18 protein-coding genes are annotated in these 19,548 nt (G+C 40.1%); all 18 read right to left on the minus strand.

The window, feature by feature from the left end:
- Positions 1-48 precede the first annotated feature (48 nt).
- A complete protein-coding gene (rimP, locus tag CSV70_RS04670; protein ID WP_085133267.1) occupies positions 49-519 on the minus strand; it encodes a ribosome maturation factor RimP in 471 nt (156 codons plus the stop codon).
- A 141-nt stretch (positions 520-660) separates the two neighbouring features.
- On the minus strand, positions 661-4,983 hold the full coding sequence (locus tag CSV70_RS04675; protein ID WP_099660783.1) for a PolC-type DNA polymerase III: 4,323 nt from the start codon (positions 4,981-4,983) through the stop codon (positions 661-663).
- A gap of 49 nt (positions 4,984-5,032) precedes the next feature.
- Positions 5,033-6,727 (minus strand): proline--tRNA ligase, encoded by a 1,695-nt coding sequence (locus tag CSV70_RS04680; protein WP_099628195.1) that lies wholly within the window; start codon positions 6,725-6,727, stop codon positions 5,033-5,035.
- Positions 6,728-6,745: 18 nt separating this feature from the next.
- Positions 6,746-8,005, minus strand: coding sequence for an RIP metalloprotease RseP (gene rseP, locus CSV70_RS04685; RefSeq protein WP_099628104.1), 1,260 nt, complete (start codon positions 8,003-8,005; stop codon positions 6,746-6,748).
- A 36-nt stretch (positions 8,006-8,041) separates the two neighbouring features.
- Positions 8,042-9,196, minus strand: a complete 1,155-nt coding sequence (gene dxr, locus CSV70_RS04690; protein WP_099626377.1) for a 1-deoxy-D-xylulose-5-phosphate reductoisomerase — start codon at positions 9,194-9,196, stop codon at positions 8,042-8,044.
- A gap of 19 nt (positions 9,197-9,215) precedes the next feature.
- Positions 9,216-10,010 carry a phosphatidate cytidylyltransferase gene (locus CSV70_RS04695; RefSeq protein ID WP_099628103.1) on the minus strand — a complete coding sequence of 265 codons (795 nt, stop codon included), beginning with the start codon at positions 10,008-10,010 and terminating at the stop codon, positions 9,216-9,218.
- On the minus strand, positions 10,007-10,798 hold the full coding sequence (locus tag CSV70_RS04700; RefSeq protein ID WP_099628102.1) for an undecaprenyl pyrophosphate synthase: 792 nt from the start codon (positions 10,796-10,798) through the stop codon (positions 10,007-10,009). Before CSV70_RS04700 ends, CSV70_RS04695 begins: the two co-directional genes overlap by 4 nt.
- Positions 10,799-10,930: 132 nt before the next feature.
- Positions 10,931-11,488, minus strand: coding sequence for a ribosome recycling factor (frr, locus tag CSV70_RS04705; protein ID WP_099628101.1), 558 nt, complete (start codon positions 11,486-11,488; stop codon positions 10,931-10,933).
- Positions 11,485-12,213 carry a UMP kinase gene (pyrH, locus tag CSV70_RS04710; RefSeq protein WP_085133260.1) on the minus strand — a complete coding sequence of 243 codons (729 nt, stop codon included), beginning with the start codon at positions 12,211-12,213 and terminating at the stop codon, positions 11,485-11,487. The genes frr and pyrH overlap by 4 nt, the downstream gene beginning before the upstream one ends.
- Before the next feature lie 79 nt (positions 12,214-12,292).
- Entirely contained in the window at positions 12,293-13,180 is an 888-nt protein-coding gene (gene tsf / locus CSV70_RS04715; RefSeq protein WP_085133259.1) for a translation elongation factor Ts, read from the minus strand.
- Between the two features lie 98 nt (positions 13,181-13,278).
- Positions 13,279-14,016: a 30S ribosomal protein S2 gene (rpsB, locus tag CSV70_RS04720; protein WP_029053181.1), complete on the minus strand. Its 738-nt coding sequence runs from the start codon at positions 14,014-14,016 to the stop codon at positions 13,279-13,281.
- Between the two features lie 154 nt (positions 14,017-14,170).
- Positions 14,171-14,683: a helix-turn-helix domain-containing protein gene (locus CSV70_RS04725; RefSeq protein ID WP_099628100.1), complete on the minus strand. Its 513-nt coding sequence runs from the start codon at positions 14,681-14,683 to the stop codon at positions 14,171-14,173.
- A 4-nt stretch (positions 14,684-14,687) separates the two neighbouring features.
- Positions 14,688-14,981: a hypothetical protein gene (locus CSV70_RS04730; protein WP_085133257.1), complete on the minus strand. Its 294-nt coding sequence runs from the start codon at positions 14,979-14,981 to the stop codon at positions 14,688-14,690.
- Entirely contained in the window at positions 14,978-15,754 is a 777-nt protein-coding gene (locus tag CSV70_RS04735) for a FliA/WhiG family RNA polymerase sigma factor (RefSeq protein WP_085133256.1), read from the minus strand. The genes CSV70_RS04730 and CSV70_RS04735 overlap by 4 nt, the downstream gene beginning before the upstream one ends.
- 115 nt (positions 15,755-15,869) lie before the next feature.
- Positions 15,870-16,364 carry a chemotaxis protein CheD gene (locus CSV70_RS04740; RefSeq protein WP_085133255.1) on the minus strand — a complete coding sequence of 165 codons (495 nt, stop codon included), beginning with the start codon at positions 16,362-16,364 and terminating at the stop codon, positions 15,870-15,872.
- The gene (locus CSV70_RS04745; RefSeq protein ID WP_085133254.1) at positions 16,365-16,997 is read right to left on the minus strand and encodes a chemotaxis protein CheC; all 633 of its coding nucleotides are present in this window, start codon (positions 16,995-16,997) and stop codon (positions 16,365-16,367) included.
- Positions 16,987-17,454, minus strand: coding sequence for a chemotaxis protein CheW (locus CSV70_RS04750; RefSeq protein ID WP_085133253.1), 468 nt, complete (start codon positions 17,452-17,454; stop codon positions 16,987-16,989). The genes CSV70_RS04745 and CSV70_RS04750 overlap by 11 nt, the downstream gene beginning before the upstream one ends.
- A 13-nt stretch (positions 17,455-17,467) precedes the next feature.
- A complete protein-coding gene (locus tag CSV70_RS04755; RefSeq protein WP_085133252.1) occupies positions 17,468-19,537 on the minus strand; it encodes a chemotaxis protein CheA in 2,070 nt (689 codons plus the stop codon).
- Positions 19,538-19,548: the final 11 nt, after the last annotated feature.

Below are 19,548 nucleotides of genomic sequence, written 5' to 3' on the forward strand. Positions count from 1 at the left end.
TGGTTCTTCGGCCACTAGCGCAAAGCTAGACAAAGTTTTGTTTTTACTTTAAAAGTCAATTGCTAATCGTGCGAGTGCAATTTTTGTTTTGTCAATTTCGACTAGTACTTTTCTCGTCTTGATCCGTATTTCCACTTTTGCATGGTCCGGTCCGTATCCAAGTAAATATCCCTCGAATTCTTTCATACCATCAATCGGTTCATACGTTTTGATGAATACGTATTGGCCCACGGCTTTTTCAAAATCTTCATCTTTTTTCAAAGGTCTTTCCGCCCCGGGAGAAGACACTTCAAGGAAGTAATTTTGCGGAATCGGGTCCACAAGGTCTAGTTCCTCGCTTAGTTTATTACTAACCGCCGCACATTGATCTATATCAATGTTGCCTTCTGGCGTATCAATGTAGACGCGTAGAAACCAATCGCGACCTTCTTTCAAGAACTCAACATCAACCAGTTCAAGACCCAATTCTTCTACGATCGGCCTTGCTAACTGTTCGACTTCCTCTATAATTTTACTCAAATGGTATCCCTCCCGAAATTCAAAATAACAACAGAAAAGAGCGGGAAGCCCCACTCTTTTCCGCAAGACGTATAGCAAAAGTTGTTTTAATCGTATCACAAGGCCTTTTACAATGCAACTGAAGCAACCGCCATAAGCCCATTAGAATAGGGATAGTTGGTTCGCTTCAGGCATTCCTTCCATGCAACCGAGGTTATCCAGATACTCTACAACCGTTTTAGATACCCGACCTCTCTTCTGGAAGTCTTCTTTCGATAAAAACTCCCCGTCTTTTCTCGCTTCAACGATCGTCTTCGCAACGTTAGTTCCTAGTGAAGGAATTGAGTTAAATGGCGGAATCAGCTTATTGCCTTCAATAAGAAACTGGGTCGCATCAGATTTATAGAGATCAGGCTTCGCAAATGTATATCCTCGCTCAACCATTTCCAATGCTATTTCCAAAACCACTACTAAGCTCTTCTCTTTTGGAAGGGCATCCAATCCTTTGGCGTTGATCTCTTTAACTTTCGCCCGAATACTTGCAGAACCTTTACACATCGTCACCAAATCAAAGTCGGTCGCTCGAACGGTGAAGTACGTAGCATAATACATGATTGGGTGATGAACTTTGAAGTACGCGATTCGCAATGCCATTAATACATATGCCGCAGCGTGGGCTTTAGGGAACATGTACTTGATTTTTTTACATGATCCGATATACCATCCCGGCACTTTATTCTCTTTCATCGCTTCTTCAAATTCAGGAGTCAGCCCTTTCCCTTTTCGCACAGATTCCATAATCTTAAATGCAAGTGAAGGTTCAAGCCCCTGATAGATTAAATAAACCATAATATCATCACGACAACCGATCACTTCTGATAGTTGACATGTTTTATTCTGGATTAACTCCTGTGCATTACCAAGCCAAACGTCAGTACCGTGAGATAGACCGGATATCTGTATCAATTCTGAGAATGTAGATGGTTTCGTCTCTTCTAACATCTGTCGAACAAATCGTGTGCCGAATTCGGGCACTCCAAGAGTTCCTGTTTTACAGTCAATTTGTTCTTCTGTGACGCCAAGTGAAGACGTCCCACTAAACAATTCCATAACCCCTTTATCGTCAGGCGGTATAGTCATCGCATCGATGCCTGATAAGTCTTCCAACATTTTGATCATCGTTGGATCATCATGGCCTAGAATATCTAGTTTCAACAGATTATTATCAATGGAGTGGAAATCAAAGTGCGTTGTTTTCCAGCTAGATTCAAGATCATTCGCTGGGAATTGAATCGGTGTGAAATCATAGATGTCCATTGTATCCGGCACAACAATGATGCCACCCGGGTGTTGTCCTGTATTTCGCTTAACGCCTGAGCAACCTTGAACAAGCCGGTCAATTTCTGCACCACGCATTTGGATATCATTGTCATTCATATACCCTCGCACATATCCATATGCAGTTTTTTCAGCTACCGTACCTATTGTTCCAGCACGAAACACATAATCTTCGCCAAATAACTCTTTTGTATAGTTGTGTGCATGTGCTTGATACTCACCACTGAAGTTCAAATCGATGTCAGGAACCTTGTCTCCCGCAAACCCAAGGAAGGTTTCAAACGGGATATCCTGACCATCTTTTTTAAACATCGTCTGGCAATTCGGGCATTCTTTATCCGGCAAATCATATCCTGAACCAACTGAACCATCATCAAAAAATTCATATTTTTTACATGACGGACAAACGTAATGTGGCGCCAACGGATTCACTTCTGTAATTTCCATCATAGTTGCAACAAATGAGGAGCCGACAGATCCCCGCGAACCGACCAAATAGCCGTCATCTAATGATTTTTTAACCAGTTTATGCGAAATGAGATAAATAACTGAGAAGCCATTATCAATAATAGACGTTAATTCTTTTATGATTCGCGCTTCAACGATCTCTGGCAATTTTTCACCGTATATTTGATGTGCCATTGAATACGTCAGATCACGCACTTCATCTTCCGCACCTTCAATTGTTGGTGTATACAGATCATCTTTGATCGGTTTCACTTCACCTATACGTTCTACGATTTTCAATGGATTGTCTACTACAATTTTTTTTGCTACATCTTCACCTAAAAACTCAAATTCTTTCAACATTTCATCTGTCGTACGGAAATGAACTTCCGATAATGAGTGCCGATTCAACGGATTTGCTCCACCTTGTGAACGAACAAGAACTTTTCGGTAGGTTGAATCCGTCTCATCTAGATAATGTACATTCCCCGTTGCACAAACTGGTAAGCCCGTTTTCTTCCCAAGCTTGATCATCTTGCGCATAATATCCTCGAGGTTCCACTCATCTCGAATTAAATCGAGTTCGAGTAAATGCGAGTAGACAGGCTTTGGATGAAGTTCCAAGTAATCATAAAAGCTTGCGATTTCTTCTACTTCCTCCATCGGCTTTTGCATTAACCCTTCGAATACTTCCCCTTTGTCGCAACCTGAACCGACGATTATTCCCTTACGATACTTCACGAGTAACGAACGTGGTATACGGGGCACGCGATAGAAAAAGTCCATATGCGAAATAGATACTAGTTTAAATAGATTTTTCAACCCTTCATCATCTGTAGCAAGCAAAGTGCAGTGTGAGGGTCGTGAGCGCTTATAGGCATCTCCTTCCCCAATATTCTTATTGAGGTCATCAAGCCACATGATCCCTTTTTCTTGCGCTTCTGAAAGTAGGCGTAGAAATAGATAAGCAGTAGCTTCTGTATCATAAATGGCACGGTGATGTTGTGTTAATTCAATATCGAACTTTTTAGCCAATGTGTTCAAACGGTGATTTCGCAGTTCAGGATACAGGAAACGAGAAAGCTCCAATGTATCGATGACTGGATAAGCGATGGTTTCTATTTTCGCCCGCTTACATGAAGCATAAAAGAAGCCCATATCAAACGATGCATTATGTGCAATTAACACCGCATCTCCGATAAACTCTATAAATTCCGCCATGACGTCTTCAACTTCTGGTGCATTCTCTACCATATCATCTGTAATGCCTGTCAAGTTTGTCGTCACGGACGACAATGGGTGATGCGGATTGGCAAAGCGTTCAAATCGATCAACGATTTCTCCATCTTTCACTCGGACAGCTGCAAGCTCGATGATCGTGTCGTACACAGCTGACAAGCCTGTCGTCTCAACGTCGAATACAACGTATGTATCCGTTTCAAGCATACGGTGTTGCTCTTCATAGACAATCGGTACACCATCATCCACCAGATTGATTTCTAAACCAAACAACACTTTGATACCATGTTTTTTACCAGCATTATAAGCATCGGGGAAAGACTGAACGTTCGCATGATCTGTAATCGCAATCGCTGGATGTCCCCACTTAGCTGCTTGTGCCACTAATGCCGAGGCTGAAACGACTGCATCCATTTGACTCATGGAAGTGTGCGCATGTAACTCTACACGTTTTTGTCCGTCAGGTGCTTTGTCTTTTCGTTCAATAGTGGGAATAACGGCAATATCTTGTGCCATCATGATTAAGTCCCGTACGAATGTATCGTTCTGTATACCACCGCGAGCTCGTACCCACATACCCTTTTTAAAGGATTTCATAATTTCTGCATCTTCATTATCACGCGAAAACATTTTGACTAAGATTGAATCGGTGTAGTCTGTTACTTTTAGTGTCAATAATGAACGACCACTTCGCAACTCTCGTACTTCTGCATCAAATACAAACCCTTCAATAATTAAACGTCTTTCTTCATCTTGTATTTCATGAATAGGAATAATTGGCTCATTTGCTTTGATCGGCGTACCAAGCGATAACACCCTATCGGAATCTCCCTGCTCGCTTTTCATCGTTTCACGTTGTTGCAACTGATGATACGCCTGCTTGGATAACAGGTCTTCTTCTTGTTGCTTTTGCGAAAGAAATTGCTGCCGTTCTTTTTCTGCATTATCGTTTTCAATAATCGAAACATCGAACATATACTTCGGAAAACCGAATTGCTGATAGAGTGTTGATAATATATCCACGTATTTATTTTTTAATGTTTGACACTCCAAATCGCTTGAGCAAGTAAGCAATAACTTCTCACCGTGTATCTTAGGCCTTTGTTCCACTAAGCATTGACGTATAGGAGGAGATATGTCCGCTAGCTCCTCTACAATAAATGGCCAATAATCTATTATTAATTGTTCATTCAATTCATTTTTTCTAACGTCCATTTCAAGATGGACATTCGCTATAGCAGCGAACGTTTCATGAACACGTTGTTGCATAATTTGAAAAACCTCAATAGGTAACACTTCATCGAGTGTTATATTGAATTTCCACACTCTCGTTTTCTTCTGTACGGTTACACGATTCAACTCACCGTTTTGAAAATAGGTCATGAACTGATCATCTGTCAGTCCGGTCTGTTGCAGCAAAGTTAAAAACTTTTGGGCGGCATCCATATAAAATTCCTCCATTCTATCGCGAAAAGAAGGGAAGTTCCGTTAACGGACTCCCCTTCTTGGATTAATCTGCACTAAAGAAGGATTGTAGCTTTTCCAACACTTCTTCCTTTTGCCAATCTATTGATTCGCCACTATGGCGGTACATGACCTCCACAACACCTTCACTTGCTCGTTTACCGATTATAATACGGACTGGTAAACCAATCAAGTCAGCGTCAGCGAATTTCACACCCGCACGTTCGGCACGATCGTCATACAACACATCGTATCGATAAGACTCTAGAACCGCATATAACTCATCCGCGAGCTGTGTTTGCACTTCATCTTTGACATTCGTTGTAATCAAATGAATATCAAATGGTGCTAAATGCTTCGGCCACTTCAATCCTGTTTCATCATTGAATTGCTCGGCAATTGTAGCCAGTAAACGGGAGATACCCAGACTATAACTTCCCATAATAAAAGGCTTTTTTCTGCCATTTTCATTGAGGAATGTTCCTTTCATCTGCTCACTGAAGACGGTGCCTAATTTACGGAGATGTCCTATCCCTATTCCTTCAGTGAATTTAATCGTACCCATTCCGTCAGGAGAACTGTCCCCTTCTTGAACGAAACGGATATCTACATAATCATCAATAGCAAAATCGCGTTCCGGGTTGACATTCAATAAGTGATAATCGTCAATATTCGCGCCCGCCACTACGTTCACCATTGCTTTGATTGCATGATCTGCATATACCCTTACACCTATCGGTAGTTTCACAGGACCAATCGAACCGGCATGACAGCCTAGTAATTCTTCAATCTGTTGTTCTGTTGCCAGCTCCATATGTTTCACATGTAAAAACCGCTTCAATTTATATTCATTGACGCTATGATCGCCTCGACAAATCACCATAATAAAATCATGGTCCACTTTATACACCAATGATTTGATTACACGCTCCGGACTAACTGATAAAAATGAAGTGAGATCTTCAATCGTTCGTTGATTCGGAGTGGAGACTTTTATCATCTCTAACTGCTTTTCATCGGACGGCTCATAATCAACATGTACTTCAGCAAATTCCATATTCGCAGCATAAGAAGAACTATCGCTATATGCTATCCGATCTTCCCCGTTGTCGGTCAATGCTATGAACTCATGTGAACCTGTTCCACGATCCGATATAACCATGCGGAAATGCATACCAAGACGAGTTAGCATATTAGTGTAGGCCTGCATGACTTCTAAATATTTTTCATCCAAGCTCTCTTGCGTTGAATGGAATGAATAGGCATCTTTTCTTATGAATTCTCTGCTATGGAGTAAACCCGCACGCGGCTTTATTTCATCACGGAATTTGGTTTTGATTTGAAAAATTGTTAATGGTAACTTTTTATACGATCGAACTTCATCACGCAGTAAATCAATGATTGCTTCCTCATCGCTTGAGCTCAATGCCAATTGATTGGTCTGTCTATCAGCAACATGGAACATTTCCTTACCGTAAGAATCCCACCGTTCGGTTTCCTTAAGAATACTTGAGCTTTGCAGCGATGGCATAGAAATTTCTATGCCTTCAACAGCTTCCATTTCTTCACGAATAATCGTTTCGATTTTCCTAAGAACTCTTTGTGCAAGAGTTAAATATGTGTAAACACCATTGGCATTCTGACGGATATAACCTGCTCGCAGCAATAACTGATGCGAACGCATCTCTATATCGGATGGATTTTCACGCATTGTGGGTATAAACGTTTTCGATTGTTTCATCATATACTTCCACCTTTTTTAGAAGAAAAATCGTTGGATGTCATTCCATGTCACAACAAGCATCAAAACCATTAATAACATGATACCTACAAAATGCACCATACCTTCTTTTTGTTTATCAATCGGTTTGCCCCTTAAGCCTTCAAACAGGAAGAACAATAGTCTTCCACCGTCTAACGCAGGTAATGGCAGCAAGTTCATGATTCCTAGATTAATACTTAGCACAGCGGCCCAATTCATTAAATTGAAAATCCCGTGTTGAGCGACTTCTTCAGTTGCTTTATAAATACCTACAGGACCGGACAATGCGTCTATTGTGAACTGACCTGTCACTAGCATACCTAATAGTTCAAAGATTTTCACTGTCCATGTGTAAGTCTGCTCGGCACCGAACACTATGGATTTAATAAATCCTTTTTCCAATGGACTTGAATACATAACACCGATTTGACCGAATTCCTGTCCAGCATCTTCCACTGTATCAGGTACTACATCTAAAACCACTTGCTTACCCGCTCGATCAACTTCAATTGACATCGGGACTCCGGCACTTTTTTGAATCGCTTCAGAAAACTTTGTCCAAGAATCAATCGACTTTCCGTCTACTCCTGTGATTAAGTCATCTTTTTTCATTCCAGCCATTTCTGCCGGCGTATTCGGCTTCACTTCCGAAATAATCGGTTCATTGGTTGGTACACCATTCATTAATCCAAGAGCTAGGAATATGAAAAATGCCAAGATGAAATTGAAAAGCGGCCCTGCAAATATTGCCAATGCTCTGCTGCCTAGTGGCTTGGATTCAAACTGACGATCGTATGGAGCAATTAATGTTTCCTGCCCTTTTTCAATAATCATAGCCGTTCTGGAAATTTTCAGATGAACCAATTGTCCATCTTCATCATATCCTTCAATATATAATTCTTTATCTAAATCCGACTTCTCTACTTCTACGTTTAAAACATTCGGATTGGAAACATTTCGATTTAAGTAAATCTTTTCTATTTCGTCTTGTGCATTCAATAATACCCCTACACGGTAACCCGGCTGCAATTCGACGGTATCGAAATCTTCACCAGCCATCCGGACATATCCCCCTAAAGGCAATAAGCGGATTGTGTATTGCGTTTCACCTTTGCGGAGGGCTAAAATTTTAGGTCCCATTCCGATAGCGAACTCTCGAACCATGATACCGGCCCTCTTAGCAAACAAGAAATGACCAAACTCATGAAATGCTACAAGTGTCCCGAATATTACTATAAACGCAATAACCGTTTCCATTCAGTAACCACCTTCACCGGCTGTAACAGCCTGAAATTAATCTTGATACTTAACTATACCATAGACTTTTTTCCGCGTATTGCGATCTGTCTCCAAAATTTCTTCCAAATTAGGATTTTGAATAGTTTGATGCTGCTGCATCATTTCTTCAATAATTTCTTCGATTTGCAAGAAAGAAATATGACCTTCCATGAACAGTTGAACCGCCACTTCATTTGCCGCATTCATCGCTGTAGGCATAGTGCCTCCTTCCCTACCTGCATCATATGCAAGTGACAAGGCTTTAAATCGTGTATAATCCATTTTTTCAAAATGCAATTTGCCAATTTCATCGAGACGAAGACGTTTAGCATCGGCCATTTGAATACGATCCGGATAGGTCAGTGCGTATTGAATCGGAACACGCATATCAGGTGAACCTAGTTGTGCCATAACGCTTGTATCTTCAAACTCCACCATGGAGTGGATAATACTTTCTTTATGTAGTAGGCATTCTATTTGATCATATGGCATCGCAAATAAATGATGTGCTTCTATTACTTCTAATCCTTTGTTCATCATCGTTGCCGAATCAATAGTTAACTTGTTACCCATTGACCAATTCGGATGTGCGAGTGCTTGTTCTACTGTAACATTTTGAAGTTGATCCCGCGTATAGTCCCTAAAACTCCCACCCGATGCTGTTAATATCAAGTTTGTGATCCGTTTCGGATTCTCACCATTTAATGACTGGAACAATGCAGAATGTTCACTATCTACTGGAACAAGGGGGACATTATGACGTTGTGCCGCTTCTACAACGAGATTTCCTGCTGCTACCAGTGTTTCTTTATTCGCAATAGCAATCGTCATTCCCGCTTTAATCGCCGCAAGTGTCGGTCTCAGTCCTACACTGCCGATTACTGAGTTTAGTAAGACATCCGCTTCCATTCCTACCGCTGCTTCAATAAGTCCTTCATCACCATGAACGAATTGAACTTTAGGAAACTCTTTTTTTAAGCGTGCTGCATCTGCTTCCTCTAAAACAGAAACTAATTTGGGTTGAAATCTTGCAATGATTTCACTTACTTTTTGTATGTTTCTTCCTGCTGACATCGCCGTTAATTCAAAGCGATCAGGATGGGCTGCAATAATGCTTAATGTTTGAGTTCCGATTGAACCGGTAGCACCAAGCAAATTGATTTTCTTCATATTATGAACTTCCTTTCCATTATCCTATGAATTGAACAAAGTGAAGCAATGGGAGTACAAATAGTAAGCTGTCAAATCTGTCCAAAATGCCTCCATGTCCAGGCAACAGCTTCCCAGAATCTTTGACGTTATAGAAACGTTTCAGTGCTGATTCAACTAAGTCACCCATTTGACCTATAATAGATGCCACTATTGTAATGATAATAAATGACACGAATGACGTAGCGATAGGATAGAACATATTATAAATCAACGTAATCACGATCGCGGAAATTATTCCCCCAATAAATCCTTCAATTGTTTTATTAGGTGAAATATCCGGCCATAGTTTTCGTTTACCAATTTTACGTCCAACAAAATAGGCACCGGAATCTGTTGACCAGATAATAAGTAACGCATAGCCTATGTACTCTATACCGAATAAGCGAGTTTCGATCAAATAATAAAAACCGATACCGACATACAGTGCACTAATTGCACTGAATGCAATATCTTCGAATGTCCACTTATTTTTCATTACTACAGTATAAACCAATAACAATAATATCAATACATAAATCATTTCAAGTTTTTCTAATTTCAGGAAACTTTCAACTTGTTCTGTCCATCTAGATGGAAGTAAAATGACGAGTAGAAGTAACCAAGAGATTAATCCACCGATAGAAAAAAGAGACATTTTACGCATACGTAGTAGTTCATATAAACCAATCGTAGATATCGCAAAAATCATCATAATAAAAGGTAATCCACCGACGATAATCAATGGCACAAAAAATGCGAGAGCTACAATAGCAGTGATGATTCTTTGCTTCATCTTTTCTGATCTCCTTCCAAGCTTCCAAAACGTCGATTCCTTTTTTGGAAATCTTCTATTGCTTGTAAAAAGCAGTCTTCATCGTAATCTGGCCATAATACATCCGTAAAAATGAATTCTGCATAAGCAAGTTGCCATAGCATAAAATTGGACAAACGTACTTCACCGCTTGTGCGAATTAGTAGGTCAGGTTCTGGCAAATGGGCAGTCATTAGCTTGGATTCGATTGAACTTTCATTAATTTCCTCCACTTTTAATGTTCCAGCAGCCACTTCTTCAACTAATTCTTTCATTGCATGAACTAGCTCTACTCTGCTACCATAATTCATCGCGAAATTTAAAATTAAACCTTTGTTATATTTAGTTTGCTCCATTGCTTTCTCAATCGCTTTTTTTGTATGCTTCGGAAGCGCATCCATATCTCCGATCATTTCTACTTTGATGCTTTTTTCCATTAGCTCGGGTAAATACGTAGTAAGAAATTCGCCGGGAAGATTCATCAAGAAGTCAATTTCCATTCTGGGTCTCTTCCAATTTTCAGTTGAAAACGCATAGAGAGTGAGTACTTTCACGCCCATAGCATTTGCAAAATTGGTAATTTGCCTAACGGTTTTCATTCCTTCATGGTGGCCTGCAATTCGCGGCATTTTACGTTGCTTCGCCCATCTTCCATTTCCATCCATGATAATCGCCACATGGTTAGGAATTTGTCTATTTTTAACGGCTTCAATCCGTTCGTCCAGCAACTGAATGTCTGCCGTTTTTTTTCGCATTAGTTTTCTAAGCATAGCGTTCCCCCACTTGGCTCAATTCGGATACTCCTACTGACTATCCTACCAAATTGCATGGTAAATAGCATGCAAAAGAAAGAAAAGAGCGTCCTAAAAGTAGGACGCTCCTCCTTATAGAAAGTTCTGTACTCAGATTTCCAAGATTTCATTTTCTTTATCTTTTGCAGTTTGATCAATTTTTTCGATAAACTCATCCGTCATCTTTTGTACTTGTTCATTGTAACGGCGCAATTCATCTTCAGTAATTTCTGCATCTTTTTCAAGCTTTTTCAAATCTTCATTACTATCACGACGAACATTACGAATTGCCACTTTTGCATCTTCTGCTTCACGCTTAACATCTTTCACTAAATCTTTACGACGCTCTTCTGTAAGCGCAGGGACAGCAAGACGAATAACTGACCCATCGTTAGACGGCGTAATGCCGATGTCTGATTTCATGATGGCTTTCTCGATTTCACTGATTGTAGTCTTATCATAAGGCTGAACTACTAACAAACGTGGTTCTGGTACGGAAATTCCAGCCATTTGATTTAAAGGTGTAGGAGCCCCATAATAAATAACAGAAATTCTGTCTAATAGGCTCGCGTTAGCTCTTCCAGCACGGATAGATGCCAACTGTCTTGAATAGGCGCTATGTGCTTTATCCATACGTTCTCTCGTCTGATCCATTACTTCTTTTGTCATTGCTTATTCCTCCTAACAACCGTCCCGATTTTATCACCTAGTACGGCTTTTTTAATATTACCATTATCCATAATTGAGAATACTACGAGCGGGATATCATTGTCCATACATAGAGTCGAAGCAGTGGAATCCATCACTTCAAGTCCTTGACTAATCACTTCAAGATAGGACAGTTCTAAGTATTTTGTAGCTGTAGAGTCTTTCATCGGATCAGCAGAATAAACACCGTCTACGTTGTTCTTCGCCATTAAAATAACATCTGCTTCAATTTCAGCAGCACGTAAAGCAGCTGTTGTATCTGTGGAGAAATAGGGGTTACCTGTTCCTGCCGCAAATATTACGACACGATTTTTTTCTAGATGACGGATTGCTTTCCGACGTATGTAAGGTTCAGCTACTTGTCTCATGTCAATAGAAGACATTACTCGAGTTTCTGGTCCTAGCTTTTCAAGGGCATCCTGAAGAGCAAGAGAGTTCATAACCGTTGCAAGCATTCCCATGTAGTCAGCTGTTGTACGGTCCATCCCCATTTCACTTCCGACTTTCCCACGCCAAATGTTTCCGCCACCTACTACTACAGCTACTTCTACGCCAAGTTCTACTACTTCTTTCACTTGGCTTGCAACTGATTTAACAACTTCCGGAGACAATCCGTAGCCTTGATCCCCAGCTAATGCTTCTCCACTTAATTTTAACACGATGCGCTTATATTTTGGAATACTCATGTTGGCCCTCCTGGAATTTCCTATTCTCAAAAAAGAGGAACACATGATGGATGTGCCCCTCTGTACGATTGGATTATACTTAGTTACCTTTTACTTGGCTCATTACTTCGTCAGCAAAGTTGTCTTCGCGCTTTTCAATACCTTCGCCCACTTCATAACGAATGAACTCTACTAATGTTCCACCAGTTGTTTTCACGAAATCACGGACTTTTTGATCAGAATTCTTAACGAATGCTTGATCCAAGACACAGATTTCCTCGAAATATTTACCAAGGCGTCCTTCTACCATTTTCGCTACGATATTTTCCGGCTTACCTTCGTTTAAAGCTTGCTCAGTCAATACGTTACGCTCTTTTTCCACTTCGTCAGCAGATACTTCGTCGCGTGAAATGTATTTCGGGTTCATCGCTGCGATATGCATTGCTACATCTTTCGCTGCATCAGAATCTGTTGAACCTTCAAGAACAGTCAACACGGCGATACGTCCGCCCATGTGCAAGTAAGGACCGAAAGCGTCTTGATCTGTTTTCTCACGAATTTCAAAACGGCGAAGAGTAATTTTCTCTCCAATTTTAGCTACTGCGTTTGAAATGTGTTCAGAAACTGTCAAACCGTTATCTAATTTCGCTGCGTTAGCTTCTTCTACTGTAGCAGGTTTCGTAGCAAGTAAGAACTCAGAAATTTCCTTAACAAGTGTTTGGAAGCCTTCGTTTTTAGCTACGAAGTCTGTCTCAGCATTCACTTCAAGTATAACTGCTGCATTACCTTGAACTAAAATGTTCGCGACACCTTCAGCTGCAATACGATCTGCTTTTTTTGCTGCACTTGAAAGACCTTTTTCACGCATATATTCCATTGCTGCTTCCATGTCACCGTCTACTTTAGTTAATGCCTTTTTGCAATCCATCATACCTGCGCCTGTTTTTTCACGAAGTTCTTTAACCATTTGGGCTGTAATTGTTGCCATTTGAAAATTCCTCCTATTAAATATCATTTGAAATTGCTTATTGCTTTAAAAAAAGACGATAAGGGGTACGCCACTTATCGTCTCATCATTTACTCATTTCAGTCTGCAGTAACAGTTGCTGTTTCGTTTACTGTTTCAGCTACTTCGTCGTCTTCACCTTGACGGGATTCAATCAAAGCATCTGCCATTTTGCTTGTAAGTAAACGTACTGCGCGGATTGCATCGTCGTTCGCAGGAATGACATAGTCGATTTCGTCCGGATCACAGTTAGTATCAACGATTCCAACGAGTGGAATATTCAATTTGATTGCTTCAGCTACCGCGATACGCTCTTTACGTGGATCTACGATAAAGATTACATCTGGCAAGCCTTTCATGTCACGGATACCGCCTAGGAATTTCACAAGACGCTCGTGTTCTTTATTTAATTGAGAAACTTCTTTTTTAGGAAGTACGTCAAACGTGCCATCCTCTTCCATTTTCTCAATAGCTTTCATACGTGCTACACGTTTTTGAATAGTGCCGAAGTTCGTCAATGTTCCACCCAACCAACGTTGGTTGATGTAATACATTCCAGCACGTTCTGCTTCTTCTTTGATTGCTTCTTGTGCTTGTTTCTTCGTACCTACGAAAAGGACTTTACCACCATCAGCACCGACTTGGCGCATGAAGTTGTAAGCTTCCTCTAATTTTTTGACCGTTTTTTGAAGGTCGATGATGTAGATGCCGTTACGCTCCACGAAGATATATTTCTTCATTTTTGGGTTCCAACGACGTGTTTGGTGTCCGAAATGTACACCAGCTTCTAGCAATTGTTTCATTGAGATTACTGACATGTTTAATTCCTCCTATTGGTTTTTTTATCCTCCGCGTACTTCCAGCGAATAAGTGACCATAATGGCACCCACTCATTCATCCGCACGCGTGTGTAGTAATACCATCTATTAAATTAACATAATTCTACGTTGTTTGCAACTACTGTGTGTAACTTCAGTCGAATTTTATTATCAATTCAATTTCTGTCTTCCCTTTTTTCAACTCTCTAGCGATATCCTCTATTGATTTACCTTCAGCATAAAGCTGTTTTGCTTTTTCTCTGTCGTCAAGGTCGTCAAATGATTTGGGTTGTGATTGCGGTTTTTTTTCTTTCTCGTTCTTTTCGGTGTCCACCGTCTTCTGATAGGAACGTAAAGCAAAATGTAAGGGAACTGAGTGTTGCTTCGATCTTGGAACAGGCACTTCTGTAATTGACTGTTCTCTTGGCACTGAGTTTGTAGTAGGTTTCATTTGAGTATCCGTTCGTTGATTCAGTTGTTGAATCAAACGATCGTTTTCCTCTTTGATTTCACCTAGAAAAGCTAATACGGATTGGTCCATTTCTTTCATAAGTCGTTGTTGCTTTTTCTCCAGATTATTAAATTTTGATATTTTCAAGTACAGCAATATCATGACCATAAATCCAATGATTTGTAAGATGAATAAAAGAGCTAGTAGAATTCCCATGATATTATCCACTGTAATCAACGAACGAACCTTTAAACGGATGCTTGGCTTGCTGTTGTTCTTTCTCTTTTTTTTCTTGTTGCTGTGACTCTTCACTCGGCTGCTGATCATCTCCATCCAGTTTTGCATATGGAGAGGACTTCAAAACGGTTTCCTTGCTTTTTAACGCTTGTTTTTCTGTTTGCATATTGGCACTGTCTTGAGCAAGTTGAGCCTGTTGCTGCTTTTGCTCCGCTATTTTACCTGCCTCAAATGTTTTCGGGATAGCAATTTGAAGTTCAATAGCTTTCAAACTCATAAAATCCCTCCGTCGGTAATTTCTGCCGCCAACAGCGACCGTAACTTAAATAATGCTTTTGAATGTATTTGTGAGATTCTAGATGTAGATAAGCTTAAAATTTCTCCGATTTCTGTTAGCGTCATGTCTTCTTGATAGAACAAACTAAGTACCAATTGTTCATTTTCATTTAGTTCTTTGATTTTCGTTATCAAGTCTTCAATCAATTCGCCTTTGACTGCTTGTTGTTCAGGCGTTTTCGTTTGATCATCTTGCAATATGAAGGTTTGATCGTGATCCTCTTCATCGTTCATTTTTTCATCGATGGACAAAACATTAGCAAAATATTGTTCATGCACGGTTTGATAGACTTGATCTGTTGTAATGCCTAAATGATCCGCTACTTCTTCGGGAGTCACCGTTCGCAAGTAAGACTGTTCGAGCTTACTAATTTCTTCATCCATTTTCTTAGTTTTTTCTCTTGAAGAACGTGACAACCAATCTTCTTTTCTTAAACCGTCTATGATTGTACCCCGAATCCGGAATGAGGCGTATGTGTCAAATTTAAAATCACGCGAAGGGTCAAATTTTGTTAACGCGTCGAAAAGCCCTTGGTAACCAAGAGATTTGATATCATCACGTGAAACATTTTTCGGCAGTCCAGCACTGATTCGTTGAACGTGATAATTCACAAGAGGTGTATACATTCGTACTAGCGTATCACCTGCATCAGGATCACGGTTTTCGATCCATAACTTCCACTGATGCCGTTCAGTTACATCTTGATTTGTCATCGAATTCACGCCTTTCCCGTCAGGTTCCTTTTACCGATTTTATTTCTTATGTATAAGTATAACAAATCACAATAGATAAAGGCGACTAATGCATTAGCCGCCTTCGTTTGTACTGTTAAATTTCCTGCGTTCCAGCATTGACTGTACGAACGTAGAGGATACTCGTATCAGGATCAAATTCAATTGTACGTCCGCTCGATCCTCCTGTATCTTCTGCAACAATCGGAATCGAATATCTTTTCAATTCTTTTTTTACAGCCTCTACATTTCGTGGACCGATACGAATGGTATCATTTGAACCAAATTGAAACATTTGTGCTCCACCGGCAATTTTCGCTTTGATACTAAAAGGTCTGACTCCTTCTGATTTCAAAAGTTCCAACATAGCATAAATGCCCGTATCCGCGAATTTCGCCACATTTAGTTTTGTCGATTTACCCAACTCGCTATCAGGTAACATTACATGCACCATACCTGCTATTTTTTTCGAAGAATCATACAGTACTACACCAACACACGAACCCAGTCCTGATGTCCGAATCGTATGGGGGGATTTTGCGATATTCATATCTGCAATCCCTACACGCACTACTGTTTGAACGCTTGCCATCTATAAGACACCCAACGAACTGAATATCGTTCGATAAGACGGTGGATCGGGTAACAAAAAGAAATGCCCCGCCAAACTTGACACACCTTGTTCCCCTTCTTGTAATATTTCCGTCTCGATGACGATTACTTCATCACTGTACTGAGATACTTCGATCAGGCCGAAGCTAACAATTGCACCTACCATATCAATACTTAATGAAGGTACAGTTGGATAGATATTTAATGAAGTAAAATCAGAAAGCGCAGACAAATAGGAACCTGACAATATATTCCCCAATTCCTGAAGCGCAGAAGCACCCATTCCCAAACCTTCTACATCAGTAAAAGTGAATGCTATGTCCCCTGTCAATTTGCGAATAAATTGTGTAGCAGATTCAATAGTCAGTACGAAAAACATTGTGCCAGTCAAATCACCTTCTATACGTAAAAAAATACCCGCCACCACTTTTTCAGTACCACCTGCTAAATCAAACATTTCATCAAATGTAACGAGTTCAACTTTGGGTACCCGCATGTCAATTTTCTGACCTAACAGCTGAGATAATGAAGTTGCCGCATGTGCTGCCCCAATATTCCCTATTTCCTTTAAGACATCTAGATGCATCTCGGTGATGTCATTTTTAGAATTCATCCGTATTCCCCTTCTTTATCGGTTGCAATACTTTTTCCAAATTTAACATGACTAATAATCGTTTACCTACCTTTGCCACTCCCGAAATGAATTCGGATTCTACAGATCCCACTACTTCTGGTTGAGGGCCTATTGCGCTTGTCGGAACATCCATTACGTCATTCGCATCGTCTACAATTAATCCAACTTCTGCACCTGCATGCGAAACGATAATAATACAGCTTGTCTCATCGAACTCTTTATACTCCATATCAAAACGTTCACGCAAGTCCACTACTGGTGTCACAACACCACGTAAATTTAACACTCCTTTAACATAAGAAGGCATACGAGGAACACGTGTAATCGATAGCGATTTTTCAATAGATTCTACTACGTCTAGACCAATCGCATATTCCTTGTTCATTAATTGGAAGACAATCACTTTCATTTCGCTTACTTCCGTTACTTTTGTCATATCATCACCCCGATTATTTAATCAATGCATTACAGTCAACAATTAATGCCACTTGACCATTTCCGAGAATCGTAGCACCCGATATCGCAAAGACACTCTGCAAGTATTCGCCAAGTGATTTCAAAACAATTTCTTGTTGGCCAATAAATGAATCTACGACTAATCCAGCTAAACTATCACCTTTACGAACGATCACGATAGATTGGAACTCCTCTTCTTCATTACTTCTATTCTTCATTTCAAATATATCTTTTAGGTCCACCAGCGGTACAATAGTTCCACGGAAATCGATGACAGGCTGGTTATGAGCATTTAAAATATCTGACTTTTGAATAATGGCAGTTTCAATTATGGAAGACAACGGGATCGCATAAATTTCTTCATCCAACTCTACTAACATTACAGAAATGATAGAAAGAGTAAGAGGCAACTGCACCTGGAATAACGATCCTTTTCCTTCAGTGGAATCAATCGAAATATGTCCGCCAAGAGATTCAATAGTGTTTTTTACAACGTCCAACCCAACGCCGCGACCTGATACATCCGTAATGGAAGCTGCAGTGGAAAACCCTGAAGCTAATATCAATTCTGCTACTTGTTTATTTGTCAATGAATCGGCGGCTTCCGGACTGACAATTCCTCGTTCAATCGCTTTACCTACAACGCGTTGACGGTTTACACCCGCTCCATCATCTTCAAGCTCGATAAATACATGATTGCCCGAATGATAGGCACGCAATGTTACAGTGCCAATTTCTGGCTTGCCATTCGCGATTCGCTCTTCAGGCATTTCAATACCGTGATCTAAAGCATTTCTAATCAAATGAACGAGAGGATCTCCTATTTCGTCGATTACAGTACGATCCAGCTCTGTTTCAGCGCCGACAATTTCCAAATCGACTTTCTTATTAAGGTCTCGAGCCAATTGTCGAACCATTTTGGGGAATCTATTGAAGACTGTTTCTACAGGTACCATTCGCATATTCAAAATGATGTTTTGCAAGTCACCTGATACCCGAGTCATTCTTTCTACGGATTCATTCAATTCGGGATTGTGCAATTCACTGGCAATCGATTGAAGGCGTCCACGATCAATAACCAGTTCTTCAAATAAATTCATTAATATATCAAGTCGATCAATATTAACTCGAATGGTTTTATTGGAATTGGAAGAGGTAGCCTTTTTGGTTTTTATAGTTTCCTTAGGCGCTTCTGTAGTTGTCGTAGCTATAGCAACGGGCACGATTGTTGTTTCAATCACTTTCGAGTCTGCGTCACAATTATTCAATGAAGCTTGCTTATATTTCTGCACGTATTCATCAGTGATGTGTGTAATATGTACGTCTTCTATTTCAGAAACTTTCAGTACTTTTGCCTTTAAATCTTCAGCATCTTCTTGAGTCAATAGAACAATCGTAAATTTCTGATCAAAATCTTCATTTTCTAATTGTTCTACTGTAGGAACTGTTTTTATGACTTCTCCTGACTTTTCCAAAATTTCAAAAGTCATGAATACGCGAGCCACTTTCAACAAGCAATCATCACGTAATGTAACAGTGATCTCTAGTGCATTAAAGCCTTGCTCAGCAGATTGAGAAATTACCGTCAACTCAAACTCATCGTAAGGAATTCCTGTCGAAGTGACGACTTCAATAGAAGCTTCCTCTGTTGTCGCAACAGGCTCAGTTGTTAAATCTACTGGTTGTCCCGCTTCAATGCGATTGAGAGTGTCTACTAACTTACTGACATCTTTTTTTCCATCCCCACCTGATTCGATATCTTGTACCATTAGTTCAAGATCGTCCACTGCTTCAAATACCACATCTAGAATCTCTGTTGAAACGCTGATTTTTGAGTTTCGAATTGCATCAAGAACGTTCTCCATCTTATGTGTTAAATCTGCAATATCCTCATACCCCATTGTCGCTGACATTCCTTTAAGCGTATGTGCAGCTCTAAAGACTTCATTGACAATTGCTAGATCATCCGGATTATTCTCTAACGCTAGCAACTGTTCACTGCAAGCTTGCAAGTGTTCTTTACTTTCTTCTATGAACATATCCAAATACTGACTTACATCCATTGTAAAGCCCC

It is taken from the genome of Sporosarcina sp. P25, assembly GCF_002743235.1.
Taxonomy (GTDB): domain Bacteria; phylum Bacillota; class Bacilli; order Bacillales_A; family Planococcaceae; genus Sporosarcina; species Sporosarcina ureae_B.